The sequence below is a fragment of the Proteus sp. STS61-E genome, from assembly GCF_040932335.1.
In the GTDB taxonomy this organism is placed as follows: domain Bacteria; phylum Pseudomonadota; class Gammaproteobacteria; order Enterobacterales; family Enterobacteriaceae; genus Proteus; species Proteus mirabilis_B.
Genome location: NZ_JBFQGE010000001.1, coordinates 261898 through 288719, shown reverse-complemented (window position 1 = coordinate 288719; position 26822 = coordinate 261898). Strand labels below are relative to the sequence as shown.

The following is a 26822-nucleotide window of genomic DNA, read 5'->3' as shown; positions in this document are numbered from 1 at the left end:
TGCCATAATTTAAAAAAACTGTTCTACCCGCTTATCTTGTCCCCGTGATAATCTAATAATAAGAAACAAGTTTGCAACATTCATCTCTTAAGGTGTTTACAATGAATGTATTAAAAGAAATCTTAGAGCGTGATTTAGACCGGATCAATAAAGCAGAGAAAAGAGACGGGAAACCACATTTTAATAGTCAGTTTTTAAAAAACCATATCTGGTTATGTATCAGCATGGTTCTCTCTTATGTATTACTCGCTGCGTTATTAATTTATTCACCTTACTTTGGGGTTATCTCACTCGTTCTTTTTACTGTGATGTTCTTAGTTATGGCTGGTATCTTGTTATTTGATATTAAACCTATCTATAAATTTGAGGATATTGGTGTTCTCGATTTGAGAGTTTGCTATAACGGTGAATGGTATACCTTTGAAAAACTCTCTGATGAAGCCATAAATGAGATCCACCAGCACCCAGCGATATCTCAACAAATAAAAGAAGACATTCGTGAGATTATTAGTAAAAAACAAGAAATTCATTTTTACGATGTGTACTTGATGGCATTTGATCCCATTCAACAATCAATTTCAGCATCACAATTATCCCCTCAAGCCTAATTGATTCTCCGTGTTACACGTAAAACACGGAGAATAACTTCTATTATTTAGCCACTTTGTCGATAAACCAACCAAACAGATATTTAATCCACTTTTAACGTTGACACTCTGATATATCATCGTTATTATGCGCCTCGTTCTCAAGAGAACTCGCTTCCTCCATAGTTCAGTCGGTAGAACGGCGGACTGTTAATCCGTATGTCACTGGTTCAAGTCCAGTTGGAGGAGCCAAATTTAGAAAAGCCCGCGCTATTACAGTGCGGGCTTTTTGCTTTGTAAATCCATATTGTCAAAATCAGCTACCTAAATCCAATCTGTATCGTTATCTTGATTGATTATCAGGTAGCTAATTTATATCTAGCAAGATAAATATCTAATCAGCGATCCCAACGATTTCTTGTTCTAAATGTTTTTTATACGCTTCAATATCTTGTTCAATTTGTGGTTGTTTCACTACATCAAACATTCCAAAGGTTTTTAATCCTTCCATACCTAAAAATTGATTCGCTTTATGGAATGGGAAATAGACAGCATCAATCCCTTTTCCTTCAAAGAACTGTTCTTGCTCTTCAAATGATTCAAAAGGCGCATTCCAAGTTACAGAAAGAAGATATTTTTTGCCTTGTAATAACCCACCAGAACCATATTTTTTCGAAGGATCTTTTCGTGTACGGCCATCATCAATATACATTTTGCCGTACCCCGCACTAAACACATCATCAATATATTTTTTTAAGATCCAAGGGCCTTCCATCCACCATGCTGGCATTTGATAAATGATGACATCTGCCCATAAATATTTATCGACTTCTTCATCATTATCATAACCATCATCAATGCGTGTTGATTGCACATTTATCTGATGTGAAGATAATAATTCTGTGGCAATTTGCGTCAAATGGTCATTGAGCTTCCCTTCAGACCCATCAAACTCTTTTGCCGCATTAATAATAAAAACATTCGTCACGTCTAAACCCCTTTACATACACATAGTTAATAAACTGACTGTAACGCAATTATCTATTACTGCCTTAACTCATTTCTCCATTATTCTTGCCTAATAATCCAAATATACACTTTCAGATCCAGAGGCTTTTAATCGTTGAATATCTTTTAGAGGTGATAACCCAAATAATCGCTGATATTCGCGACTAAACTGTGATGGGCTTTCATAACCCACAATAAATGCCGCCTCAGAGACATCACTCATTTCAATCAACATGATCCTTCTCGCTTCATTCAGTCGTAACCATTTTTGATATTGCAATGGTGTCATGCCTGTTCGATTTTTAAAGTGAAAATGAAATGAAGAGGTACTCATACCCACTAACATTGTAAGATCTTCTATCCGGATTGTTTCGCGGTAGTGTTGTTTAATCCAATCAAGAGCATGATTAATTTGCCGACACTGGGGATGTTGCGAAGCGAGTAGTTGCTGACGCGCACCATCGTTTGATCGTAATAAGTAATAAAGGATCTCTTTTTGGATCAAAGGAGCAATAAACGGTGCGTCTTCGGGTGTATCTATTAGTTTTATAAGCCTGGTTACTGCTTGTAGGATTGGTGCAGTTGCTTGAACAATTTGTTGAGCTCGGATCTCGTTATTTTCTTGTAGTAACTCAAATTTGTTTTCTGTTAGCAACTCAGGTAATAGAGAGAGATCCAATTTTAGTAATATCGCTAAAAAAGGTGTCTCTTTTGAAGCCTCACAAACTTTAGCAAAGGTCGGTATTTCTGATGATGTTAAAAGCATATTCATAGGACGATAGCAATTTGTCTCTAGTCCTATTGTTATCTGCTTTGCACCTTGCGCAGCAATAGCCAAACTTGGTTCATACATCCAACCTTCTGACTCTGTAATAGAACTATACCGACATAATGCTAAACCAGAGACAACCGTATCCCATCCCCCTTCTTTATCTTTTGTATATAGAAGAAGTGTTTTTTTAAAATGTTCAAACTCTAATACTATTGGTGCTGATAGATTCGCAGTATCCATAGCCTCTGATTCTTCAATTTAGTCTGTGAATTCGTCAGATTGTATTACTAAATAGTTTGAAAAACTTTTTTTTAAAAAAGCACCTTACCTTTTCTTACCACGGTAAGACATATTTCATCTAGTAGAAATGTAATTTCGAGTATTATTTCTACTGATAACCATTTATTTTTTATACATTTTTATCAAAAAAGAAACAATCTGATGCACTCTTGAGCAAACAGTTATTTTTTTCATTTTTTTACTTTACAAGGTGACCGAGGATAGCTATTATTCGCCTCGTTCTCACGAGAACTCGCTTCCTCCATAGTTCAGTCGGTAGAACGGCGGACTGTTAATCCGTATGTCACTGGTTCAAGTCCAGTTGGAGGAGCCAAATTTAGAGAAGCCCGCGCTATTACAGTGCGGGCTTTTTGCTTTCTGCTCATCCATTATTTTTATTCCTCGATTTTCTTAATTTATTTTCTTTGTGCTCTTATATATCCACCGATGTATCCATGATTTCAATTTTATCTCCACTCAAAATCATCAATAAAAGAGTGCGTTCTAATAGGATAATTTAAATTAACACTATGCCACTGACTATTTTTTAAACTCAAAACCACCTTATTTGATTTAAAAACTATAAATTAGTTATTTTTTAACCACTTAAACTATTATTTCACTTTTTTTACTTTACAAACTTCATCGCCCTCGCTATTATCCGTCTCGTTCTCACGAGAACTCGCTTCCTCCATAGTTCAGTCGGTAGAACGGCGGACTGTTAATCCGTATGTCACTGGTTCAAGTCCAGTTGGAGGAGCCAAATTTAGAAAAGCCCGCGCTATTATAGTGCGGGCTTTTTGCTTTCTACCTTCTCTATTATCAATACCATTCCTATTCTTCTCCTCTTTTATTTTTTAGATCTCTGTGTCGTCTCAAATACGTTATCTCTTTATTTTTTATCTTTATTTTCAATCTTCAATGTAGAGAAAATAGCCATTTAAAAATGTTTACCGCCTCATTATTAGATTATCTGTTTTAGAAATACACAATATGTTGTTTATCTATGCACTTAAACAAATATCGTTGATTGTCCTTTGACATATCAAATCACTCACTATATGATACACGCCACTTAATGATGTTCCTCCATAGTTCAGTCGGTAGAACGGCGGACTGTTAATCCGTATGTCACTGGTTCGAGTCCAGTTGGAGGAGCCATTTCTCTTTGTGTCACCCTCGTAACCTTTTGATTTTATTCTCTGTTTCACCTTACATAATTCCAAAAACATAATAAAAAAATGCGATTAAATGGTAGCTATTTAATCGTTTTCGTATTAGCATTCGTTTCCGGCTTGACTATCTAGTCCAATCCAATCCTTGATCTTTCGATTTTCCTAAGACACACGGAGCCGGTATATGACCACTGCACAACCTATCACCCTCACTATTCGCCGTCCTGATGATTGGCATGTTCACTTTCGTGATGATGACATGCTAAAAACTGTTGTTCCTTATACCAGTCGCTATTTTGGCAGAGCTATTGTTATGCCAAACCTTGTCCCACCTGTTACAACGATTGAAGCTGCTCGTACTTATCGTGATCGCATCAAAGCGGCTATTCCTACGGGAGATAACTTCGAACCGTTAATGACCTGCTATTTAACAGATAGCACACTGCCTTCAGAAGTCGAACAAGGTTTCTTACAAGGTGTTTTTACTGCTTGTAAGCTTTATCCTGCGAATGCAACAACTAACTCAAGTCATGGCGTATCAGATATCACAAAGATTTACCCAATCTTAAGTGTGATGGAAAAAATTGGCATGCCATTGCTTATCCATGGCGAAGTAACCGCTTCAAATATTGATATTTTTGATAGAGAAGCGCGTTTTATTGATAGCGTTATGTCTCCTGTGCGTAAGCAATTTCCTGAGCTAAAAATTGTTTTTGAACATATTACAACTAAAGAAGCAGCTCAGTATGTGTTAGAAGGAAATGAATTTCTCGGAGCCACCATCACTCCGCAACATCTGATGTTTAACCGCAATCATATGCTGGTTGGTGGCGTTAAACCTCATCTATATTGCTTGCCTATTCTTAAACGCAATGTTCACCAAGAAGCACTCAGAGACGCTGTTGCATCAGGAAATTCTCGCTTTTTCTTAGGTACAGATTCTGCACCTCACTTACAACACCGCAAAGAATCATCTTGTGGTTGTGCGGGAGTATTTAACGCACCAACCGCACTAGCCGCTTACGCAACCGTATTTAAAGAACTTAATGCATTACAACACTTTGAAGCTTTCTGTTCTTTGAATGGCCCTCGTTTTTATGGTTTACCTGTTAATGAAGGAACAATCACATTAACAGAGAAAACGGTTGAGGCTCCAGCACAAATCCTTTGTGGTAATGAAGCGCTTATTCCTTTCTTAGCAAATGAAAATATTCATTGGGATATCACTGTCGATTAATCCTTCCCCTTGATATTTATCTAAAATGCACCATATAACATTTGTTCGACTGTTAATGGTGCATTACTCTTTTATCTGAGCCAGCACACATTTTTTTGTTATAACAAAAATTTATCTTTTTAATCACGATAAATCTCGTATACTGAAAAGTAACCACTTTGTGTGGGAGCTTCTCTCTTAGTCAAAACCGGTTGTATGATTAGGAGGTATTATGAGTAGAAAAAATGAAGTTATTCAGACACATCCTGTTGTAGGCTGGGACATCAGTACCGTTGACATCTACGATGCCATGATGTTGCGTTTACATTATCTTCCTGAAAACGAACATCATCCAGAAAACGCAGTTGTAGATAAGACACTTTGGCTCACAACAGACATAGCTAAACAGCTGATTCATATTCTTCAAGCAGGTATTGATAAAATTGAATCATCTGAAGATTCTGTTTCAGACAACACCAAGCATTAATAAAAAGATCTAGAAAAGATAGCGAACGCAAAGCAGGAGTACTTGGTACTCCTGTTCTCATTTTTACCTCTCTATAACCCACCATCGCATATTGATTATATCAATATATAAACTAACTCTTTCGGTATAAAAGTAATTAGTTATATTAATAAATCAACCTCCATTTAATGGAAAAATAATCATAACCTTTTTATTCGATATATCTTCAAAAAAAGAACATATAAGCCGAATTGACATAAAATGATGTTGTCTTTATTTTAATAAATTAAAACGGCTACAAACAAGGAAGTTATTTGTGAAAGTATTAATTATTGATGAATGTTTTTTTACTCGTAATGGTATAAAACATTATTTTTCTAAGAGAAATGTAAGACATGAAATAATTGACATATCATCTATACAAGAAGCAAATAATTATATTAATCACTCAATGCCAGACATTATCTTTATCGATCTTACAAGATACTGTCGAGAAATAGCACATTGCCCACATTTGCAATTCTTTTTTATTTCAACAAGAAGTTGCCGTCTTTATCTTTATATTGATGCAAATTATCCAGACAAAGAAAGACCTATCGCATTGACAAATAACTGTTTTATCCTTCCTAAAAAGATCCTTCCTTGGGTGCTCGAAAAGACATCTTTATTTACTTCTCGGTGCCAAGTTTTCTTTCCAACCTATAAACATTCATTATGCTCTATTTTTAGTTTACAAGAGCAAAAAATAATTAATTATTGGATGAGCGAAATACCTAATCATCAAATAGCAAAAAAACTATCTATTAGTAGTAGCACAGTATATTCACATAAAAGGCATATTACTGAGAAGATTAATGTAAAAAATAGAATTGAGTTATTTTTCATATATAACATTTTAAAATACATATATGAGAAATAATCCGATTATATTTTAATAGAAAAAATAAGCAGAAGAAAAAAGGAGTCCAATTCCCGTTATTACTCACTGTAAGTGAGGTGGCTAATATGCGTGTTGGCCACCTTAAATTTATTATAATATTATGTATGTAGGGTACATGTAATATTAAAATAATTAAACTGATATAGCTCTATCTTATAAAAGATAAAGTAAAACTGATTTGTAGTGCGATCACTTCACTCTTGTTTTTAATAAAGAGTGAAGTGATTATTTAAAAAACTAAACTAATAATTAAGCTATACGCTCAATCTTAGCAGGTAAGCCTTGACGAACAGATGCACCAGATACCCAATCTAACCATGTATTAGTGATTTGGCGTGTTGGATCGGCAAACCCTAAATCATTAAGGTTGATACCGTTACCAATACCTTTATCCATCGGTAATGGTTGTTCATCTAAGTAATGCTGACGAGAGCCTAATTCTTGATGCCCATATCCATGTTCAATCGCTAAAACCCCCGGCATTACGCCGTCTAGTAAGCTGATTTCTGCTTCAACCTGCCCACCTGGTGTAACTATGCGAACTTTATCACCATGATTAACACCCCATTTTTTGCCATCTTGAGGGTTAATTGCGACTAAGTTACTCGGTTTCACCATTCTTAAACGTTGGATCATGCCTGTCGAACTACTTACCACATGAGATTTAAAGGACATTAATTTTAATGGCCATTGCTCTTCAGGATAGTGCTGATGAATATCACTACCATCTGATAAACGCGGTGGATAATAAGTCGGGCAGCCACTATAACGTTCACCGGTTATTGCATGATGGTTTTTAGCAACTTCTTCATTCCAAATCTGCAATGGTTTTTTCCACTGTGGCCCAGTTTCATCGCCATTCCATGCTTTTTCATAAGGAGCAAAACGACCACCACGTGTATAGATATACGCAACTTGAAGAACTTCTTCATTTTTTAACGTTGACGTTATCGCAGGTAAAATACGGTCTACACCACTCAATAGAATATCTTCATTGGTTGCTGGTGCGACAGGTTTCTCACCCATAAATGCCATATTAGCTGCAACACGTAAATAGTAGTCTTCTGCACTATTGATTGGATAGAAATTGCCATCCATATCTTCAATTGCTTTCTCACCAAAGCCCGGTAAATCTAAAGCTTTTGCCACAGCAATACAGAATGTTTCCATTGAAATTGGCTGACCATCTGCTGTTTTTGCAACACGCGGTTCAATAATCGGCCAACGTGCTGTACTTGCTTTAGTTTGAACACCAGACCAAGGTGCACTAAAACCCCAGCTTTCAAAGTTATGCGTATCAGGAACAATATAATCGGCTAGCGCTGTTGTTTCATTCATAAAGGCATCAATACCAATAATTAAAGGTAGATGCTTCGGATCTTTCAGACGCTCTTCCATCACTTGGCGAATACCTGCAATCCCATAAATAGGGTTGGTCATATTCGTTATCCATGCTTTTAATGAATAAGGATAACCTGCTAATGCAGAGCCTAGTTGTTCAGTTAATTGTCCAGCCGCAAACGGATACCAAGGTGCTTTTGCAGGATATGGAGATTCCCCTTTCTCTACGCGCTCACGGTACTCATCAGATTTTTCATAGGCTGCTTTACTGCGTGATAACACCATGCCTTTTGGTTTAACTTTACCTTTAAAGCTATCCATTTTGTAACATGGGCCATCAGTTGCACCATTAAACTTACCGCCACCAACAGATACTCCACCTTTAAGGTTTAAGTTACCTATTAGCGCATTAAGCATAATTACGCTCCACGCTGTATAAAAACCATTACCACCCATCATGCCACCATGAGAGATAACTGCGGCTTTTCGACCATATGCCGTAAATTCACGCCCTAATGCAGCAATGGTTGTTTCTGGTACTTTACAACGCTCACTGTATTCTGCCAGTGTCATACGTTTAGCGGCTTCATCAAGTAATTGGAAACTTGATTTAACCGTAACAGTAGCGCCAGTTTTTAATGTCACTGTATGCGTAGCAAACAATTGTGCTTTATCAACTTGGGTTGATGGAACTAATTCACCTTCAAGTGATAAAACTAAGGTTTGCTCTTCCCCTTCTGCAACATCATTAAAATGTGCAGTTGTCAGCATTTGACCTGACAGAGGGTGTTTTTCATCACTGATCACAAGGTGAGTCGCATTTGTCCAGCTTTTCTCACCCACATTTTTCATTGAAACTTCGCTTGGCACTGACAGATATTCTGCATTGTAGCGATTATTTTCAATGATCCAGCGGATCATCCCCATGACTAAAGCCGCATCTGTTCCCGGTTGAACAGGAACCCAATGTCCATGATCGTTAGCTAATGTCGTTGTTAACGGTAATGCCGGTGCAACAACCACATAATTGAACGAATCACGAATACGAGCATTAGCTAATTGACGACCTTGACGCTTAAATGGGTTACCTGATTGTGCCGGTGATGTTCCTAAGAACAGCGCAAATTCAACGTAATCCCAGTCAGGTTTAACGTGGGCATTTTTATCTAAATCATTCATCAACGCACCAGAACCCGCTCGGTACGCTAATCCACAATAAGAACCATGAGCACCAAAGTTTTTACTACCAAATGAGTTTTGAGCAAAGCGACGAATAAACGTATCACGTCCATCATCACCCGCATTTGTCATTAATAATTGGTTAGCTTTAGGGCCTAAAGCGGGTTGCTTTGGATCGATTAAAGTATCTAAATCGCGAATAGCACGTAAACCATCAACATGACCTTCACCAAAGAGATCGCCACCTTCTACAATTTCTTGGATCAACTGCTCAAAACTGATGCGTTTCCATTTACCTTCACCGCGTTTACCCACACGTTTCATCGGTTCAAGAATACGAGTTGGGCTATCTAAGCTTTCCATCATGGTTGCACCACGAGCACAAGCTGTAGAACGGTTTTCTAAACCACTTTCACCCCCCATTTTTTCAAATGCTTCTTTAATTGGCATGTTATAACCAAAGTGGTGATCATGAGAAAGTGGGTGATAAGGGTTACCTGCAATACGTAAAACTTTATTGTTTGCTCTATCAACACGGGCACGAACACCGCATTGTGTCCAACAACCAAAACATTGCGTCATACAAACAGATTGATCTGTATTCGCTTGCCATTTTGCGTCTTTTACGACTTTACCTTCAGGTAATAAAGAGTTTCCGTTGATCCTATCAAGTGTCACTTTGCCCGATGTGCCATCAACTAAACCATCTATGGCACGTTTAGCAACATCACGGTAGCTGGCAGCAAATGCGGCAATACCACCGATAACTAACCCACCTTTAAGCCATTGACGTCTTGTAAACTTAGCCATGCTGCACTCTCCTGACAACCCAACGAATACTTTCTCTAAATAAAATAGTCAACGCTATCCACAATCCAAATGTACCAACAATTGCCATCAGTCCATCATTACCTAGCGTAAACTCATAAGGGTTTGTAATTATGTTATATTTTGGAATGTATTGAGCCCCCATCAACATCAACCAGCGTAATACCCACGCAAGCCCCATTGATACAAATGCCATGATGGTAATAAATACAACCGAACGTGCTTGTTTTGCCATCAAAAGTCCCATCGCGACAGAGATAACCCATAGCGTGATAACACCCATGGCACTCCACCAGCCAAGACTTCCCATTGCTAGTTGTTCTCTAATTGCCTGGCCTGAAATCGTATCGCCAGCAACCCAAAAGCCTGTACATACTGCTAATAACATCAGTGAACTGACAAACCACATCGCTAATTCACGCTGATGTACTGGTTCACGACGTGTGCCTAATGCCAGTAATGTCGGTAGTACTTGCATTGCACTAAAGAACAGCAGTATTGGTAACCAATAGGTATACAATACAGGTCTTGCTTTTAAGATAGACGCTTCACGACCTGTATATAACAGCAAACCAATCGCTGTTAATGAGCAAGCTAATGCAACCCAACGCGTCAATTTGTATTCACGCTTCCATACTAAGCGAACAACCATCGCTGCAAAGTAAAGCATGCTAAACGCTGAGAATAACGGTAGTAACAGTGAGCCCCATGCCATCCACGACCACGGTGTTGGATAAGCATAGAAATGCCACACACGAGCTGTTTGGTGTAAATCTGCCGTTAACGCAAGAGGTGCCGTAATACCAGCGGTTACTGCAATGAATACAGCAACTGCTTCTAAACGTTGATTACCTGCACTGCCTTTCCAGCACTGCCAGCACGCATAAAGCGTTGCACTACAAGCAATACCAATAAAAAAGAAATATTGCACAGCCCAAGGCAACCAAAAATATTCTTGAGGGATCGCGATGACTTCTTGAATTTGAGAAACTTGCGGGATCATGAGTGAACCTCCTGCTGCCATAATGCGGGTTGTCCTTGACCTGCTAACGGTTGTACAAATGCATCATCGAGGCCGAGATAGAAAACTTGTGGCAATGTGCCGCTTTCTGGTTTTAATACTTTCAGCTCTTTTTCATGTGTACGCAGCATTTTGCTGATAGTGCTATTAGGATCTTTCATATCGCCGATAATACGAGCACCGCCGACACAAGATTCAACGCACGCTGGCAGTAATCCAACTTCGAGGCGATGTGCACAGAAAGTACATTTATCTGCTGTTTGTGTTGAGTGATTAATAAAACGTGCATCGTAAGGACATGCTTGAACACAATAAGCACAGCCAACACAACGTTCATTATCAACGACGACGATGCCATCTTTACGTTGGAAAGTCGCTTGAACAGGGCAAACCGGCACACAAGGTGGTTCATCACAGTGGTTACACAATCTAGGCAGTAAGACGTTGGTTATCCCCTCTTGCCCCTTGATAGCAACCTGATATTGGTTTACTGTCGTCCTAAATTGTCCTTGAGGAGTCTGATTCTCAATATTGCAGCTTACTGTACAGGACTGGCATCCTACACAACGGCGTAAATCAATCAGCATTCCGTAGCGTTTATCTTCCGAGCCCTCACGACGCTCAGGTGATAATTTAATGCCGGCTTCAGCTAAAGGAACCAGTGAAGCACCAGCAGTAAGGACCCCTAATTGTTGTAGAAATTTTCGTTTTCCAAGATCCATATTTGTCTCCAGCATCACTCAATAACACAATCTCACAATGAGTGAAGGAAATAGAAATTTAAAAGTATGTGTTTTGTTATAAGTGCATTGTAAAAATTACTGAAGACAACACCTATTGTGGTTTACCACATACCAAGTGCGAACTTGATCCAAAACAATATTTAACATTAGATATTTATGACGATAAAACAGACAATTGGGATAAGAAACGCAGTAAGCATCGGGTTATTACTGCTCTTTTTTGTACTTCCTCTACAAGCCACTGCAAAAGAGTGGACAATCGGTGTTTTAGCATTACGTGGTGATGCATCAACTCAAAGACACTGGCATCCGCTTGTTGACACCTTAAATGAACAATTTCCGTCAGAAAAGTTTGTATTAGTGCCGTTAAATCTGGAAGAGATGAAATTAGCGGTTGCAAAGAAAAATGTTGATTTTTTACTCACAAATCCGGCGCAATTTGTTCAATTAGATAATGCATTTCCATTACGTTGGCTGCTCTCTTTGCGTTCTGGCTATGAGCCTGATAACACCACACGAAATGTCATTGGCAGCCTAATTCTCGTCCGTAACGATAGCCCGATTACTTCTGCGCATGAATTAATTGGAAAACGCGTTGGTGCCATCGCACCTGATGCCTTTGGCGGTTATCTTCTAGGTTACAAAGCGCTACGAGAAGAAGGTATTGATCCTGATAAAGACTTCACATTGCGTTTCACGGGTTTTCCAGCTGACGCGTTGCTTTATCTCTTACGCGATGAAGATATTAACGCAGCAATTATTCCCGTCTGTTTACTGGAAAATATGGATAATGAAGGGCTTATTCGTAAAAGCGATTACCGCCCCGTGATTTCCTATCAAACCAATACCCCTTGTTTAACCAGTACACCGCTCTACCCTAATTGGTCATTTGCAGCGCTAGATACTGTTCCTGATGAGCTTGTTGATAAAGTCACTCGCGTTTTGCTCACCGATGACAGTAAACCGATGAAATGGGGAGCACCTGCTTCACATACTCAAGTTGAAAATCTATTAAGGGAAGTCAATCAACACCCTCGACAAAGACAGCTTTGGCAAGATGCACAAAGTTGGGCTATTCAGCACCAATTTATTATTGGCCTTTCATTGGCAGCCATTCTTTTTCTTATCCTAAACCAAGTCTGGATCAGCTATTTAGTTAGGCGTCGTAGTCGCCAACTAGAACATGCCCACAATCGATTAAGACAACAGAAGGAAGAGTTAGAACACGCTCAGCGCTTAAATATATTGGGAGAAATGGCATCAGGATTTGCTCATGAACTTAATCAGCCACTTTCTGCTATTAAAAGCTATGCACAAGGGAGTGTTATTCGCCTTAAAAAAGAGAGTGAATCGCACCCATTGCTACCTGCATTGCAACAAATAGATAAGCAGGCACAGCGCGGTGCTGATATCATTAGAAATCTACGTTTATGGGTTGGAAAACAAACACCTAACACCGATACAATTTTGCTTTCTCATCAAAATATTGCAGAGTGTATTCAACATATCTGGAAGCTCTTACGCGTAGAAGATAAATACCCACAGGTTTCATTGATCACCCATGTTGATGAACATGATACCCTGTGTTTACCCGAAACATTATTAGAGCAAATTTTATCGAATTTAATCACCAATAGTCTCCAAGCGGGCGCTAAAGTACTAAAAATTAGTACTCATAAGGCTCCTGATAGGTTGCTTATTGTCATTGAAGATGATGCGGGTGGAATGAGCCATAGCCAACTTGAACAACCCTTTTCCCCATTCCAAACAACAAAAACGGAAGGACTTGGATTAGGTTTAGTGATTTGCCAACGTTTATTACTTTCTCAAGGTGCTGATATTCATATTGAAAACCAAAAGAATGAACAAAATAAAGTTGGAATAAAAATTACACTTATTTTCCCTAACAAAAATAAATAACGGAGAAAAAATGCCAACAATTCATCTTGTTGATGATGATCTTGCTGTCACTGATGCTTGTCAGTTTTTATTAGAAAGCTTAGGTTATTCAGCCCATGTTTGGAATGATAGCGAGTTCTTTATCAACAACGTCAATCTCTATCAGCAAGGTGTTGTCTTGTTAGATATGAGAATGCCAAAACCCGATGGCAGACAAGTCCACCAGCATTTAATTGATAAACACAGTACACTTTCTGTGATTTTTTTAACTGGTCATGGCGATATTCCTATGGCAGTTGAAGAGATCAAAAAAGGAGCTATCGACTTCCTGCAAAAACCCGTTGATAGCAATGCATTGTTATCTGCATTAGATGCAGCATTTCTTGAAACCAATACACGTTTTACCGCACATGATATTCGCCGCCGTTATGCTTCATTAACCCCAAGGGAAAAAGATATTGCTTATTATGTTATTCAAGGATTAATGAACCGAGAAATAGCAGAAGTTGCTTGTGTTTCAATAAGAACCGTCGAAGTTCATCGAGCAAAAGTGATGGACAAAATGGCAGCTAAAAATATTGCTGAATTGGTGACTGCACTACAAGGCATTGAAATAATTTCACCTAATTTATGACAAAATTTCTTATCTGCGCTAAAAAGTGTCACAATATAAGATATTCATTGGAAAAATAGTAAATAGATAGGCTTATGATAAAGTCACCTCCATTTAAAAAATCATTTTTGCAGCCTAAATATTGGCTGACTTGGTTCGGGATCGGATTACTCTATATTCTGGTTCTCCTTCCTTATCCTGTCATTTATTGGCTAGGGACACGCCTAGGTCGTTTTTCGAAAGTTTTTTTAAAGAAACGCGTCCAAATAGCGGAACGTAATCTTGAGCTCTGTTTTCCACAGATGCCAAAAAGTGAGCGAGAAGCCTTAGTTAATAAAAATTTTGAATCCGTTGGTATGGGATTATTCGAAACTGGCATGGCATGGTTTTGGCCTGAATGGCGCGTCAAACGTTGGTTTAAAGTCAGCGGACTTGAAAATATCTCAATGGTTCAAGAAAAAGGACAAGGCATTTTGCTTATTGGTATCCATTTTCTGACTCTTGAACTTGGTGCTCGAATTTTTGGTATCTATAACCCTGGAGTCGGTGTTTATCGTCCTAACGATAATCCCGTTATGGACTGGCTACAAACATGGGGTCGATTACGTTCTAATAAATTTATGATCGACAGAAAGGATGTCAAAGGCATGATCCGCAGTTTAAAAACAGGTGAAATTATTTGGTATGCACCTGATCATGATTATGGCCCTCGTAAAAGTGTTTTTGTGCCTTTATTTGCAGTTGATAAAGCGGCAACAACAACGGGAACTTATATTCTGGCAAGAACCAGCAAACCCGCACTCATTCCATTTACCCCAAAACGCTTACCTGAAGGCAAGGGTTATGAGTTAATTATCTCTCCTCCTGTTGCTGATTTTCCTGTTGATAATGAGGAAAATACCGCTAGAGCGATGAATAAAGTGGTTGAACAAGAGATTTTACGCGCACCAGACCAATATATGTGGTTGCATCGTCGCTTTAAAACTCGCCCAGAAGGTGACGCTTCTTTATATAACGAAATAAAGAAAGTACACTAATCACAAAGTGGCTGTTCTATTCCAAAACAGCCACTTTGTAATATTACGATATACTGAAATAACAATAATAAAATCAATAACAGCACAAGCTGTAAACTCCTGCAAAAACACATTATAAGAGCAAGACCTATCGCACTTATTCTGTATCATGGCTATATTCTTATTCATCATAAAATAAGAAAACCGACTCGTTGTTGCCACGCTCAACATCGCTACGGTTATTTTCAGCCTATTCTCTTGGTTTGCTCTCTCGTTCTCGGCTAAAGGAGTAACATGGATCTCAAGCCCCGAAATAATTCTTGGAAACGTAATCTCTATATTGTCTGGTTTGGCTGTTTTCTAACCGGCGCTGGTTTTAGTCTGATCATGCCTTTTCTTCCTCTCTATGTAGAAGAACTGGGTATAACCGACCACGAAGAGCTTAATCTTTGGACGGGTGTTGCATTTAGTATTACCTTCCTTTTTTCTGCTATCGCAGCGCCTTTTTGGGGAAAATTATCAGATAGAAAAGGTCGAAAATTAATGCTGTTGCGTTCAGCCCTTGGTATGGCGATCGTAATGGTATTAATTGGATTTGCACAAAATATATGGCAATTACTGGTATTACGTGCCTTGCTAGGTGTATTAGGTGGCTTTGTTCCGAATGCAAATGCGTTAATTGCCACTCAAGTCCCCGTTAAAAAAAGCGGCTGGGCATTAGGTACACTTTCAACTGGTGCAGTGAGTGGTGCGTTAATAGGCCCTTTAATTGGCGGTATGCTTGCCGACCTCTATGGTTTACGTCCTGTCTTCTTTATTACTTCAGCCGTTTTATTTATTTGCTTTTTAGTCACCCTCTTTTTCGTCAGTGAGAACTTTACGCCTGTTTCTAAAAAAGACGCACTAACCACAAAACAGGTCTTTTCATCGCTTAAGAACAAAAGACTCGTGGTATGCCTATTTTTCACCACAATGATCATTCAAGTGGCAACAGGCTCTGTTACACCTATTTTGACGCTTTATATCCGAGAATTAACAGGACCAGTCAACAACCTTGCCTTTATCAGTGGTGTTATCGCCTCTGTACCCGGTATCGCTGCACTTATTAGCGCCCCTCGTTTTGGTAAATTAGGTGACCGAATTGGCCCTGATAAAGTCCTTATCTTTACCCTAGGACTCTCTATTTTTATGTTAATTCCAATGGCGCTGGTCAGTAGTTATTGGGAGCTTGGTGCACTACGTTTTTTACTTGGTGCAGTCAATGCCGCTATGTTACCTGCAGTACAAACACTTATCCTCTATAACATTACTCCTGCGATTGCAGGTCGAATTTTCAGCTATAACCAAGCACTAAGAGATGTTGGAAATGTTACAGGACCGTTAATGGGCGCTTTTGTTGCTGCAAGCTATGGATTTAGAGCTGTTTTTTATTTCACCGCAGCCGTTGTCTTTTTTAATCTAATTTACTCTTGGTTAAGCTTTAGAAGACCACAAGAAAAGTAGTCAAAAAATCTACAAATAAGATCAGTTAATAGTTTTTTTTCTTCAAAAAATTACACTTTTACATTTAAATGCCCAATTGTTACTTTTTTTATTCTATTTTTTGTAATTTATTGTTTATTAAGAATATTCTCACCCCCTATTTGTTAAGACCTCTAAAATTTTCTTGTCCTCTTTTTTCAAAAAATTGCAAGGTTAACTATTGCAAAATGAGATTTTTATCGACTTTTGCACCAAAAAATGGTTTATAAAGTATTAAATATACTTTTAGTCGCTGAATTCTGACAAAAGTATGTTAAAAATATATTAATTAAATGCAGTGGATATTGATAACAGAATGAAATAATTTTGTTTCACCACTTGCTGCTATTTTGTTCTTTTTACTTGCAAACGACCTGTAGAGGTTTTTTTTGGGAATTTAAGATGCAATCTACTCACTCAAAATCTAGCCGAACTTTCTTTGGCCACCCATATCCATTAAGCTCCCTTTTCTTCACCGAAATGTGGGAACGCTTTTCTTTCTATGGTATTCGCCCATTATTAATCCTATTTATGGCGGCAACCGTTTATGAGGGTGGCATGGAAATCCCCAGAGAGCAGGCATCTGCTATTGTGGGTATTTTCGCAGGCGGTGTTTATTTAACATCACTGCCAGGAGGTTGGCTCGCTGATAACTGGTTAGGTCAACGCCTAGCTGTATGGTATGGCTCTATCTTTATCGCTTTAGGGCACCTATCCATCGCACTTTCTGCGTTTTGGTCACAAGACCTGTTCTTTATCGGTTTATTACTGATTGTATTGGGTACGGGGCTATTTAAAACCTGCGTAACTGTGATGGTAGGAACCTTATATAAAAGGGATGATACTCGCCGTGATGGTGGATTCTCCTTATTTTATATGGGTATCAATATGGGCTCATTTATTGCACCACTCATCACGGGTTTCTTAGTACGTGATTATGGCTGGCATTGGGGCTTTGGTATTGGTGGGATTGGTATGCTTGTTGCATTACTGATTTTCCGTTTCTATGCAGTACCTACCATGCGTCGCTTTGATAGCGAAGTCGGTTTAGATTCAAGTTGGGATCGCCCAACTGTTGTTCGTCGTAATGTCGGTCAATGGATCTTAGCGTTATCTGTTGTTCTTATGGCAATTGTTGGTCTTATTATTTCTGGCGTTATTCCTTTTAACCCAGTTGTTGTGGCCAACTTTATGGTCTATGTAATTTCCGGTAGTGTTATTGCCTATTTTATCTATTTATTCCTATTTGCTGGATTAAGTAGTAGTGACCGCTCTCGCTTATTTGTTTGTTTCCTCTTATTGGTTTCAGCAGCCCTTTTCTGGTCTGCATTCGAACAAAAGCCGACATCATTTAACTTATTTGCTAACGACTATACTGACTTAAACTTTATGGGATTTGAGATCCCTGCGGTTTGGTTCCAATCTGTGAACGCCCTGTTTATTATTATTCTTGCACCAGTATTTAGCTGGTTATGGCCAATGATGGCACGTAAGAATATGAATTTAAGCAGCATGAGTAAGTTTGTAATTGGTATTTTATTTGCAGCTGGTGGCTTTACCGTCATGATGTTTGCATCTGAAAGCGTTATTGCAACAGGACAAGGTGTTTCACCGCTTTGGCTAATTGGCAGTATCTTATTACTGACATTAGGTGAATTATGCTTAAGCCCAATTGGGCTTGCCACAATGACTATTTTAGCGCCTGCTAAAATGCGTGGTCAGGTTATGGGATTATGGTTCTGTGCAAGCGCATTAGGTAATTTGGCAGCAGGTCTAATGGGTGGAAATATCCGTCCAGACAAACTCGATGTCATGCCTGATTTCTTCTCTCATGTTTCTATCGCTCTGGTTATTTGTGCTGTTGTTCTTGCTGCACTGATTATTCCAGTTCGTAAGCTTTTACAAAGCGCAGATAACAAAGAGAAAGCACAAGCTTAATTTAATGCGTTAATTATTAAAGCCATGTCTAATTACTTAGGCATGGCTTTTGCTTTTATATCCTACAATTTAAACGCTGTTTTTAAGTATTGCGCCCAATATTTAAAACACTTAATCTCATTACCTTCTATTTATTGATAGTTTATTACTAAGGTAATGCGATGACTGTTCTTCCTATTTATTATGTTAATGCTTTTTCCTCTATGCCTTTTTCAGGAAACCCCGCAGCTGTCGTTTTGTTAGAAGAATGGTTGCCTGATGACACCTTAATTACACTTGCTAGTGAGATTAATTTACCTGAAACCGCTTTTTTAGTTGGCGACCATATTCGTTGGTTTACACCTAAAATTGAAGTTCCTCTTTGTGGACACGCAACATTAGCCACTGCTTTTGTACTAAAAACTATAAAACAGTCCCCTTATGATCTCTTTAAATTCCAGTCTCTTTCAGGTGAACTAACAGTTTCTAGCCAAGACTCTCTCTTTACACTTAATTTCCCAGCGATACCTGCGACATTAAATAACGATATAAAGTCAGTCCTTGAAGAAAAATTAGCATTACAAATCGATGAAGTTTGGCAAGCGCGTGATCGCTATGTTTGCTTTTTATCTGATCCAGAAACAGTCACTAACTACCAACCTGATTTCACTCAAATCGCACAGTTGCCTTTACCCGGTGTTATTATCACAGCTAAAGGTCACGCTCCTTTTGATTTTATTTCTCGCTTCTTCGCCCCCGTAAAAGGCGTGAATGAAGATCCTGTTACGGGTACATCACATTGTGTATTAGCACCAATTTGGGCTAATAAACTCAATAAAGCACAGTTACAAGCAAGACAAGTTTCAAAACGCGGTGGAAATATTGACTGTGAGCTAAGAGATAATCGCGTTTTACTGACAGGAGATGCTGCACTCTTTTTAACTGGCGAAATAACCTTTTAATTACAGACAGCATAATCAGTCATTCATCTACTTTGCTTTCAATTTACTCTATTTTATACTGTGGGGAATTTCTCCCTACAGTATTAAAGAAGAAGGCTTTATTGTTATGTCCATCTCTGACTTATCTCCTGAACTACAAGATAAAATTAAAAATTCAGTCACCCGTGTTTCTAAAGTCATATTTCCTACCACCACCAATCACCACTCAACACTCTTTGGCGGCACAGCATTAGCTTGGATGGACGAAGTTTCATTTATCACCGCCACCCGCTTTAGCCGTAAACGCCTAGTAACAGTTTCAACTGAGAAAATAAATTTTAATCACCCTATTCCATCAGGTACGATTATTGAATTGGTGGGTGAAGTTATTCGTGTTGGACGTACAAGTTTAACGGTAAATGTTTCTATTTTTCTTGAAGATATGTACGCAGAAGGCCGTGAAGAAGTGATCCACGGTCAGTTTAATTTTGTTGCGGTTGATAGTGACGGAAAACCAACGCCATTATTCGATAAATAGCATCTTATAGAGAGATTTGTCATACTTTTTATCTCTCTTAGTTAAAAACAACATTATTTTATTATGTTCTTTATTATTTTGAATAATAACAAAGTATTAAGATCATTAATTTAAATGGATGTTTTTCAAACAATACAAAATGTCTAATAAAATCAATGGATAATACGATTACTAACATGTAAGACAAGAGTTATCCACAGTTAATGTGGATAACTGAATAAGTCCAAAAATCAGAGAACACAGATTTTTGTTACTGCAAATTCAATCTGACAAATGGTCAATTTCCTTCCCGCCGTTGCACTTTCAGCAATAACAATATCCGTTAATTGTGAATACTGTCGCCCTACTTCAAGCGCTAATTCAATGGTGGGTTCAATCAGTAAGATCACCCCAATCTTTTCAAGTTCAACAGGAAAGTCTGCAAGTGATCTAAATTGCACCACTTGTTTTATCTTATTTTTAGCAATTTCTTGCGCTTTTTCCGTTGCGACTTGATTAACTCTTGCTTGTTTTTCAAAAACACCACCACCTGAATGAAGATAAATCATATTTTACTCACATAGAAAACAAAGGCTGTTACCTTTATTATTCAAATCAAAGGCATAAAAGCCAGCAGAATGATAAAAAAGCAACAACCTTATCTCTACTTTTTATCCTATTAAACACAATACAAAAGTGCTTTACCAACCATAAGAAACACCGCCGCCAACAACACCGCGATCTTCTGTATTCCATGAAGCTGAAACACGAATAATGGCGCTTTCTGTTATTTGATACTGAGCGCCCGTTGCAAATGCATTAGCATCGCGATAATTACCCACTCCGACACCTAAACTAAACGTGTGATTGGTCACGTAAGGAATATTAGCCATCGCTGCGACAGAAGCAATCCCAGCACTTGCTCTTTTATCTGCTTTATCGATTTTATTATCCATGTTCTTAAGTGCAATATCATTATCAATAAAGATATTCTTAAACTTATTATTGGTATATTCATTTGCAATAGAGATAGAATCATGTTTTGATTTTTCAATATATTCCTTCAACGATTCATCTCTTTCATTAATTATCGTATTAGTCACATTTATATACTCATTTCCTTTTTGAGTAATATACTTCTCACGCTCCTTTATTATTTTTTCATTATTTTTGCCAATAAGCCCTTCCATACCCGATGCTATTTTACTAATCTCAATATCGGTATAACTATTGGCATTTTTTTCTGATGCGTTAACCTTTCGCTCTGTTGAAAAAATAACTTCATCTTTAATATTATTAACATGTTCAACTATTTTCTTATCATGTTCATTCACTTTAAAGTCAGTGTATTCTTTACCTTTATTTTCAACTTCAATAAATTGATTATTTGTGTATTCTTTGATCTGTTTTTCAGACTCATTGATCCTATTATTTGTGTTTTTCTCTATTACTTCCTTAATATTATTTATTTTATTATCAGTATAATTTTCCGCACCTTTTTTTATTTCATCTGTCTTTTTATTTGTATAATTTTCAGCCTCTGTTTTTACATCAGATAACTTACCTTCATTATAAAGATACATTTCATTTTTAACTTCATTGATATAATTAACAGTATTAGCCTGATGCTCATTGATTTTACTATCAGTATATTGGTTTGATTTTTTTTCTGCATTTTCTGCAAATGTTTTTGCCTTCAACTCACTCTCTTTTAAGACAGTTTCATTTGCTCTTATAATATCTCCTTGTATTACCTTATTATTTTCATTTATCTGTTGAGTTGTTGCTTCAATAACCGTATTTTTTTCTTGCTCAATTTTATTATAAATAGTGGTATTATTGTCATTAATACGCTTATCTGCCTCAATAAGAATATTATCTTTTTCTTTTCTTAATTGAGAAACATTGACGGCATCTGTATTTTCAGTACCTTCTGCAACATTAATAATTTGCCGCTGGTTTTTATCACTACCGATTGATAATGTATTATTACGATTATTACTGCTATTATCACCTAATATAATCGCATTACTTGCTGATCCTGAAGACTTACTACCAATAATTACTGAATTATCTGCATTATCAGAAAGGCGACTACCACTACCTAAAATAACACCATTCTCAGCATTATTGATTGCTCCTTTCCCTATACTAATTGAATCCTTACTTTCACTATAAGCCTGAGAACCAATAGAAAGAGAACCCTCACCAATTGCCATTGCACCACTTCCCAATGACATCGCATTATCACCAATTGCTGTACTTTTATGACCTATTGCAGTTGCATTTTCACCCTCAGCCCCTGCATTAGCACCTATCGCCGTTGATTGATCAGAATGCGCCCACGTATTATATCCAACTGCCGTAGATTCATTACCATCGGCTTTACTATTTCCACCCAATAAGGTTGTATTATTTGCATAAGATAAAGGTGATGATAATAATGAAATCACTAATAACTTTACCTTGAAATCTTTATTTTTAATCATATCCACATTACTCCATAATTAATAAAGTCATATATAGAATAATATGTATTTTATTTTTTACACATTATATATCTTATAAAATAAACTAATAATAAATTGAAACTCTATTAATTAAAGATAATAACATCGTTATAAAATTAACTTTATTATAAATAAACACTGTGCTTTAATTTATATTTAAATAATAATCAATAACTAAAGAAAACAGTTAAAAAAAAATAAAAATAAAACTCAAGCTCGAAAAATAAAATTATTGATTATCTATAAAAATAAAATATTTCTACTTTTGAGATAATGATCAAATAAAAGATAGTGCTACTCTATAAATATAAATACTATTTTTTAAATATATTAAAAGAAACGCTAAGTAAAACCCCTAAGCTTATTACCACTTAGGGGGCAGTATTATTCAATAAATTGTGCTTCTGCAATTAATAATTTATCAATTGATGATTGGCATAAAAGAGGTCTGAGTGCTTCAAATTTCTTTTCTGACCATTGGTAAATCTTTAAAGATAAAAGTTGCTCAATAACTTTAGGCTCAAAACGATATTTAAGGTGTTGCGCAGGTGTTCCGCCCACAATGCTATAAGGTTCAACATTTTTGGAAACAACGCTATTAGCAGCAACAATAGCGCCTTCACCAATCGTCACACCAGGCATTATCATTGCACGCATTCCTATCCATGCACCATCATGAATATGGGTATCACCTTTACCAATATAAGCTTCCTCAATCTTGTCCATAAAAGGATAAAGTGAAAACCAATCCATACGGTGAGTATGGTTGCCGCCCATTAATATAACCGCTTGCGCACCAATACAGACATAATCGCCAATATATAACTTATCAATTTCCCACAATGGTTCCCATTGCAGGCTAACCTCGTCACCATATAGATAACGGACAACTGAAGTTTCAAAACCATCATCCCAACAATCACTGTAATAACTGTGTTGCCCTTTGATGATAATATTTTTATTTTTAACTGTTTCGTGCAGATATTCTACACGCGACCAATGTTTATTTTTCATAATATGACTCGCTATAAATTAATGAGTCATCAAAGAATGCTTCATTCTCTGATGATGTGTTCGCATTCAAAACACATCGTCTTAAGCAATCCTTGGTTGAAGTAATAAGGGATTTTTTTTCATCTTGTTTACGACCAACTTATCCAATGCAATACGCTTATACTTGCAGTTTATCTGCATCATGATAAAGATTATCAAAGAAAAAGCCACGGATAACCTTAATAACAATCGGCTATTCCCCGTGGCTTGATAACATTATTTAAAAAAATCTTTGCTACCATGAGGCGCACAACGTAAATATTGAGGTGCTACTTTTATGGTTTGTTTGAGTTTTTCCGCCGCATGCCAAGGCCAGCGAGGATCATAAAGAATACCTCTGCCTAAAGCGATAAAATCAGCCTGCTCTGTAAGTAAAATGGCTTCTGCTTGTTCTGGCTCGGTAATAAGACCAACTGTAATAACTGGCAGTTGTGTTTCATTATAAATTGCTTGAGCAAATGGTACTTGGTAATTAGGGCCTAGTTTAATTTCTTGCTTTTCTGATAATCCACCAGAAGAAACATGAATATAATGGCAACCTAACTCTTCAAGATGCTGAGTTAAAGCAATCGTACTTTCTAAGTCCCAACCACTTTCAACCCAATCTGTTGCAGAAATTCTGATACCAACACAGACATTATCAGAAACTGCATTTTTCACTGCAACAAAGACATCCACTAATAACCGACTACGATTATTAAAATCACCACCGTATTGATCCGTTCTGTGATTAGATAATGGAGATAGGAATTCGTGCAATAAATATCCATGAGCACCGTGGATCTCAATAACGTCAAATCCTGCTGACTCAGCCCTTTTAGCAGCATCAACAAAAGCTTGTTTTATCTCTTCAATTTCATCGACAGTCAGCGCATGAGGTTGATGATTCTTTCCAAAAGGTATTTCTGAAGGTGCGACTTTTTGCCATCCATTAGGAGAATCTGGTGCTAATGAGGCTCCACCATTCCAAGGCAAATCAGTCGATGCCTTACGTCCGGCATGTGCAATCTGTATACCGATTTTTGCAGATGAATACTGCTTAACATTATCAACCAGTTTTTTTAGTTCATTACCATGTTGGTCAGACCAAATACCTAAATCTTTATAGCTAATACGACCCCTAGGCTCAACCGCTGTTGCTTCAACAATCACTAACGAAGCACCAGATAGTGCTAGCTGTCCGTAATGCATAGTGTGCCATGCGGTTGGGTAACCCTCTTGTGCTGAATATTGACACATAGGTGCAACAATAATACGGTTATCTAACTGATGGGGGCCTAATTTTTTAGGGGAGAACAACAAGCTCATTTAAAGCCTCCTGCTATCAATAAGAATTTATGCAAAGAAAATATCTTCGCTTTTCGATATACCATTTAAATATACAAGTTTAAGGCTATCGGATCTTATTCATTTAGGCGATGTTTTACTTCACATTGTGAAAAACAAAGAGATCAGCATCAATTACTGATCTCTTTGTTAATTAATCATTAGATTTGGCAGGTTTCACCAATAATAGTGAAAAACGTCTTGCGATTGGCAAGACAAATAAAACCGTAGGAAAAGCAATCATCCAAGAGATCCCCCAAGAAGTTAACCATGGGGAAATAACATGCATTCCCATTCCTAGCGATTTGGCGGTACTAATAAAAGCAACAATACCCGACATAATAAAAGAGAGGAAAAAGGGAACAAGAAAAATCATTGCTCGAGTAGGAAGCTTAGGAATACCTAAAAAGTAATTTTTGTCCTGAAAAGACATAGATAAAGACTCCAATAATACGATTGTACAACAGCACATAACTGCCAATACAACAGGCTAAAAAAAGTTATATGCGTTGATTAACGTAAACGCTTACGAGTCTTTTTGACCAAACTGAGAGCTAGTTTATTAATAAATATTTCTTTGTCAACTAAATTATTCTCATTATCATTTAGGCGATAATTGATAACATTAAGATGAGCGAAAATGAGAAAACACAATAGGGTTTTCTCACCTTTTTTCTACCAATCTCGAGTTGCAATTAATTCTTCTATATCAGCATCTTCAAAGCCATATTCATCAGCGATAACGCCAAAATCTTCAGCAATACACTCTCTTGCTACTGTTTCGATCTCGCTATCTTCTTTATAAAACTCTTCAGCTAGCTCATTAAATTGGTCAGTTGTTTCTTGCGTGAGAATATAAAGTTCTGCCAAATTTTTAGGCGAAGTTGCTTCTATTTTTAAACAAAGTGCTTTTAATAACTCTTGCCCTTTCTTCACAAGATGTGTTGGATAATAATTATCATTGTCCATTTCTTTTAAAAAATAATGCTCTGCTAGTACTTTATTTTTAATCATTACGAACATCCTTATCTAAGTATTTATCTTAAGATCATTAAAGTGTACTTATTATCTTAATTACGGAAAAGTATATTACGTTTCTTAATTAAATGTCTCGCTTTTATTTCTCTGAATTTATAGAATTCTCGCCAGCAAACGGAAAATAGGCAATTAATTAAAATGGCTAAAAAAATACGATGTATATTTCTTTTTTTGACTATTGCACTGCTCTCTTTTTTGACTATTAATCAATTTTTAAAAAGCTCACCTTTGGCGACCTGGCACTTCTATGGCAATAATGGTGAATATATTACAGGTCATTACTACCCACCAACAGAAGATGATGCAACGGATACGGTGATCTCCATTCCAGAAAAACCAGTTAAAGAAGGCTTAACAATAACGCATTGGGATACCTGCAATATTGAACTTAATATTGATAATAAAATACTTTATATTTCTTATTTTACTAATGGCCTTATTCAAGCTTCTTTATCAACAAAAACCACATCTTATGTTGCATTAACTGAGCTGTATTTTTATCAGACTGATGATATGCATTGGTCGATAAATCGATTAGAAGATGGAACATACAAAGGTTGGATTTGGGATAATGTTGCAAATCAGCTTATTCCTGTTCGTTACCAGGAAGATAAAACAACAATTATTGATGGTACAAAATATACTTTAATGCCAGAAAGCTATTGGCTATTTCAACGTTGGGCTAATGGCGTTTTAGTGGAAGAGTACACATTAGATAACTTGCCCGCAAAAGATGACTTTATTCCTGATATAGATAAACAACGACTGGCTCAAGCAAAAGCTGAACTTCAAACTACCGCGAATGAATTGGTGAAACCATTAAATTTACCATTTAACTTAATGTTGTGGGATAACTCACTTTGCAAGTGATAATAATATGTGAAATGCTCCCAGAGGGTTGGGAGCATTTCTGACA

Annotated in this window: 23 protein-coding genes and 4 tRNA genes; 16 read left to right on the top strand and 11 right to left on the bottom strand. The window is 37.2% G+C overall.

The features are described 5' to 3' along the window. Positions 1-101 precede the first annotated feature (101 nt). Positions 102-608, top strand: a complete 507-nt coding sequence (locus tag AB4J89_RS01400) for a YlaC family protein (RefSeq protein WP_088495204.1) — start codon at positions 102-104, stop codon at positions 606-608. Positions 609-763: 155 nt separating this feature from the next. Beyond that, positions 764-839: transfer RNA gene (locus AB4J89_RS01395), tRNA-Asn, on the top strand. Positions 840-981: 142 nt separating this feature from the next. Here AB4J89_RS01395 and AB4J89_RS01390 read toward each other — a convergent pair. Together AB4J89_RS01390 and AB4J89_RS01385 are read right to left on the bottom strand one after the other, a co-directional pair. Continuing rightward, positions 982-1575, bottom strand: a complete 594-nt coding sequence (locus AB4J89_RS01390; RefSeq protein ID WP_088495203.1) for an NAD(P)H-dependent oxidoreductase — start codon at positions 1573-1575, stop codon at positions 982-984. A 90-nt stretch (positions 1576-1665) separates the two neighbouring features. Next, positions 1666-2607, bottom strand: coding sequence for an AraC family transcriptional regulator (locus AB4J89_RS01385; protein WP_088495202.1), 942 nt, complete (start codon positions 2605-2607; stop codon positions 1666-1668). A gap of 297 nt (positions 2608-2904) precedes the next feature. Between AB4J89_RS01385 and AB4J89_RS01380 the strand changes: the two genes are divergently transcribed. From AB4J89_RS01380 to AB4J89_RS01355, 6 genes are all read left to right on the top strand, one after another. Continuing rightward, a tRNA-Asn gene (locus tag AB4J89_RS01380) sits at positions 2905-2980 on the top strand. Between the two features lie 353 nt (positions 2981-3333). Beyond that, positions 3334-3409: transfer RNA gene (locus AB4J89_RS01375), tRNA-Asn, on the top strand. Positions 3410-3731: 322 nt separating this feature from the next. Beyond that, positions 3732-3807 (top strand) — tRNA-Asn (locus tag AB4J89_RS01370). Positions 3808-4005: 198 nt separating this feature from the next. Beyond that, a complete protein-coding gene (gene pyrC / locus AB4J89_RS01365) occupies positions 4006-5058 on the top strand; it encodes a dihydroorotase (RefSeq protein WP_311754997.1) in 1053 nt (350 codons plus the stop codon). A gap of 211 nt (positions 5059-5269) precedes the next feature. Continuing rightward, on the top strand, positions 5270-5524 hold the full coding sequence (gene bssS, locus AB4J89_RS01360; RefSeq protein ID WP_064720401.1) for a biofilm formation regulator BssS: 255 nt from the start codon (positions 5270-5272) through the stop codon (positions 5522-5524). Between the two features lie 295 nt (positions 5525-5819). Continuing rightward, positions 5820-6422, top strand: a complete 603-nt coding sequence (locus AB4J89_RS01355; RefSeq protein ID WP_088495200.1) for a response regulator transcription factor — start codon at positions 5820-5822, stop codon at positions 6420-6422. 270 nt (positions 6423-6692) lie between these two features. Here the strand turns inward: AB4J89_RS01355 and ttrA are convergent, their stop codons facing one another. Genes ttrA through ttrB form a run of 3 tightly spaced genes read right to left on the bottom strand, consistent with a single transcriptional unit; the run spans position 6693 to position 11534 of the window. Further along, the gene (gene ttrA / locus AB4J89_RS01350) at positions 6693-9773 is read right to left on the bottom strand and encodes a tetrathionate reductase subunit TtrA (protein ID WP_368467833.1); all 3081 of its coding nucleotides are present in this window, start codon (positions 9771-9773) and stop codon (positions 6693-6695) included. Further along, positions 9766-10794, bottom strand: a complete 1029-nt coding sequence (ttrC, locus tag AB4J89_RS01345) for a tetrathionate reductase subunit TtrC (protein WP_368468419.1) — start codon at positions 10792-10794, stop codon at positions 9766-9768. The genes ttrA and ttrC overlap by 8 nt, the downstream gene beginning before the upstream one ends. Beyond that, entirely contained in the window at positions 10791-11534 is a 744-nt protein-coding gene (ttrB, locus tag AB4J89_RS01340) for a tetrathionate reductase subunit TtrB (RefSeq protein WP_072068548.1), read from the bottom strand. Before ttrB ends, ttrC begins: the two co-directional genes overlap by 4 nt. A 177-nt stretch (positions 11535-11711) precedes the next feature. On the opposite strand from ttrB, the gene ttrS reads away from it, so the two are divergent. From ttrS to AB4J89_RS01305, 7 genes are all read left to right on the top strand, one after another. Further along, the gene (ttrS, locus tag AB4J89_RS01335; protein WP_088495197.1) at positions 11712-13475 is read left to right on the top strand and encodes a tetrathionate respiration histidine kinase TtrS; all 1764 of its coding nucleotides are present in this window, start codon (positions 11712-11714) and stop codon (positions 13473-13475) included. Positions 13476-13485: 10 nt separating this feature from the next. Further along, positions 13486-14088: a tetrathionate respiration response regulator TtrR gene (ttrR, locus tag AB4J89_RS01330; RefSeq protein WP_075673842.1), complete on the top strand. Its 603-nt coding sequence runs from the start codon at positions 13486-13488 to the stop codon at positions 14086-14088. A gap of 74 nt (positions 14089-14162) precedes the next feature. After that, positions 14163-15104: a Kdo(2)-lipid IV(A) acyltransferase gene (locus tag AB4J89_RS01325; RefSeq protein WP_368467830.1), complete on the top strand. Its 942-nt coding sequence runs from the start codon at positions 14163-14165 to the stop codon at positions 15102-15104. Between the two features lie 273 nt (positions 15105-15377). Beyond that, complete coding sequence (gene mdtG / locus AB4J89_RS01320; RefSeq protein WP_088495195.1) at positions 15378-16586, top strand: multidrug efflux MFS transporter MdtG; 1209 nt, start codon at positions 15378-15380, stop codon at positions 16584-16586. 420 nt (positions 16587-17006) lie between these two features. Further along, positions 17007-18542: a peptide MFS transporter gene (locus tag AB4J89_RS01315; protein ID WP_088495194.1), complete on the top strand. Its 1536-nt coding sequence runs from the start codon at positions 17007-17009 to the stop codon at positions 18540-18542. 161 nt (positions 18543-18703) lie between these two features. Beyond that, positions 18704-19483, top strand: a complete 780-nt coding sequence (locus tag AB4J89_RS01310; protein WP_311755000.1) for a PhzF family phenazine biosynthesis protein — start codon at positions 18704-18706, stop codon at positions 19481-19483. Positions 19484-19589: 106 nt separating this feature from the next. Beyond that, on the top strand, positions 19590-20000 hold the full coding sequence (locus AB4J89_RS01305) for an acyl-CoA thioesterase (protein WP_088495192.1): 411 nt from the start codon (positions 19590-19592) through the stop codon (positions 19998-20000). A 230-nt stretch (positions 20001-20230) separates the two neighbouring features. Here AB4J89_RS01305 and AB4J89_RS01300 read toward each other — a convergent pair whose 3' ends face one another. The 6 genes from AB4J89_RS01300 to AB4J89_RS01275 form a co-directional block, all read right to left on the bottom strand. After that, the gene (locus AB4J89_RS01300) at positions 20231-20548 is read right to left on the bottom strand and encodes a hypothetical protein (RefSeq protein WP_088495191.1); all 318 of its coding nucleotides are present in this window, start codon (positions 20546-20548) and stop codon (positions 20231-20233) included. 132 nt (positions 20549-20680) lie between these two features. Continuing rightward, positions 20681-22468, bottom strand: coding sequence for a YadA-like family protein (locus AB4J89_RS01295; protein ID WP_368467827.1), 1788 nt, complete (start codon positions 22466-22468; stop codon positions 20681-20683). Between the two features lie 405 nt (positions 22469-22873). Further along, the gene (locus AB4J89_RS01290; protein ID WP_088495190.1) at positions 22874-23503 is read right to left on the bottom strand and encodes a CatB-related O-acetyltransferase; all 630 of its coding nucleotides are present in this window, start codon (positions 23501-23503) and stop codon (positions 22874-22876) included. Between the two features lie 255 nt (positions 23504-23758). Beyond that, on the bottom strand, positions 23759-24850 hold the full coding sequence (locus AB4J89_RS01285) for an NADH:flavin oxidoreductase/NADH oxidase (RefSeq protein WP_368467825.1): 1092 nt from the start codon (positions 24848-24850) through the stop codon (positions 23759-23761). Positions 24851-25022: 172 nt separating this feature from the next. Further along, positions 25023-25301 carry a DUF2798 domain-containing protein gene (locus AB4J89_RS01280; RefSeq protein WP_156733669.1) on the bottom strand — a complete coding sequence of 93 codons (279 nt, stop codon included), beginning with the start codon at positions 25299-25301 and terminating at the stop codon, positions 25023-25025. Positions 25302-25543: 242 nt separating this feature from the next. Further along, the gene (locus AB4J89_RS01275; protein ID WP_109401805.1) at positions 25544-25882 is read right to left on the bottom strand and encodes a DUF5713 family protein; all 339 of its coding nucleotides are present in this window, start codon (positions 25880-25882) and stop codon (positions 25544-25546) included. A 252-nt stretch (positions 25883-26134) separates the two neighbouring features. Here AB4J89_RS01275 and AB4J89_RS01270 point away from each other — a divergent pair, with 252 nt between their 5' ends. Further along, on the top strand, positions 26135-26776 hold the full coding sequence (locus AB4J89_RS01270) for a hypothetical protein (protein WP_311755002.1): 642 nt from the start codon (positions 26135-26137) through the stop codon (positions 26774-26776). Positions 26777-26822 lie beyond the last annotated feature (46 nt).

Excerpts from the sequence above, each read along its gene's own strand:
- AB4J89_RS01400 (WP_088495204.1), top strand. The coding sequence starts at position 102 with ATGAATGTATTAAAAGAAATCTTAGAGCGTGATTTAGACCGGATCAAT.
- AB4J89_RS01385 (WP_088495202.1), bottom strand. The coding sequence starts at position 2,607 with ATGGATACTGCGAATCTATCAGCACCAATAGTATTAGAGTTTGAACAT.
- pyrC (WP_311754997.1), top strand. The coding sequence starts at position 4,006 with ATGACCACTGCACAACCTATCACCCTCACTATTCGCCGTCCTGATGAT.
- bssS (WP_064720401.1), top strand. The coding sequence starts at position 5,270 with ATGAGTAGAAAAAATGAAGTTATTCAGACACATCCTGTTGTAGGCTGG.
- ttrA (WP_368467833.1), bottom strand. The coding sequence starts at position 9,773 with ATGGCTAAGTTTACAAGACGTCAATGGCTTAAAGGTGGGTTAGTTATC.
- ttrC (WP_368468419.1), bottom strand. The coding sequence starts at position 10,794 with ATGATCCCGCAAGTTTCTCAAATTCAAGAAGTCATCGCGATCCCTCAA.
- ttrB (WP_072068548.1), bottom strand. The coding sequence starts at position 11,534 with ATGGATCTTGGAAAACGAAAATTTCTACAACAATTAGGGGTCCTTACT.
- ttrS (WP_088495197.1), top strand. The coding sequence starts at position 11,712 with ATGACGATAAAACAGACAATTGGGATAAGAAACGCAGTAAGCATCGGG.
- ttrR (WP_075673842.1), top strand. The coding sequence starts at position 13,486 with ATGCCAACAATTCATCTTGTTGATGATGATCTTGCTGTCACTGATGCT.
- AB4J89_RS01325 (WP_368467830.1), top strand. The coding sequence starts at position 14,163 with ATGATAAAGTCACCTCCATTTAAAAAATCATTTTTGCAGCCTAAATAT.
- mdtG (WP_088495195.1), top strand. The coding sequence starts at position 15,378 with ATGGATCTCAAGCCCCGAAATAATTCTTGGAAACGTAATCTCTATATT.
- AB4J89_RS01315 (WP_088495194.1), top strand. The coding sequence starts at position 17,007 with ATGCAATCTACTCACTCAAAATCTAGCCGAACTTTCTTTGGCCACCCA.
- AB4J89_RS01310 (WP_311755000.1), top strand. The coding sequence starts at position 18,704 with ATGACTGTTCTTCCTATTTATTATGTTAATGCTTTTTCCTCTATGCCT.
- AB4J89_RS01305 (WP_088495192.1), top strand. The coding sequence starts at position 19,590 with ATGTCCATCTCTGACTTATCTCCTGAACTACAAGATAAAATTAAAAAT.
- AB4J89_RS01300 (WP_088495191.1), bottom strand. The coding sequence starts at position 20,548 with ATGATTTATCTTCATTCAGGTGGTGGTGTTTTTGAAAAACAAGCAAGA.
- AB4J89_RS01295 (WP_368467827.1), bottom strand. The coding sequence starts at position 22,468 with ATGATTAAAAATAAAGATTTCAAGGTAAAGTTATTAGTGATTTCATTA.
- AB4J89_RS01290 (WP_088495190.1), bottom strand. The coding sequence starts at position 23,503 with ATGAAAAATAAACATTGGTCGCGTGTAGAATATCTGCACGAAACAGTT.
- AB4J89_RS01285 (WP_368467825.1), bottom strand. The coding sequence starts at position 24,850 with ATGAGCTTGTTGTTCTCCCCTAAAAAATTAGGCCCCCATCAGTTAGAT.
- AB4J89_RS01280 (WP_156733669.1), bottom strand. The coding sequence starts at position 25,301 with ATGTCTTTTCAGGACAAAAATTACTTTTTAGGTATTCCTAAGCTTCCT.
- AB4J89_RS01275 (WP_109401805.1), bottom strand. The coding sequence starts at position 25,882 with ATGATTAAAAATAAAGTACTAGCAGAGCATTATTTTTTAAAAGAAATG.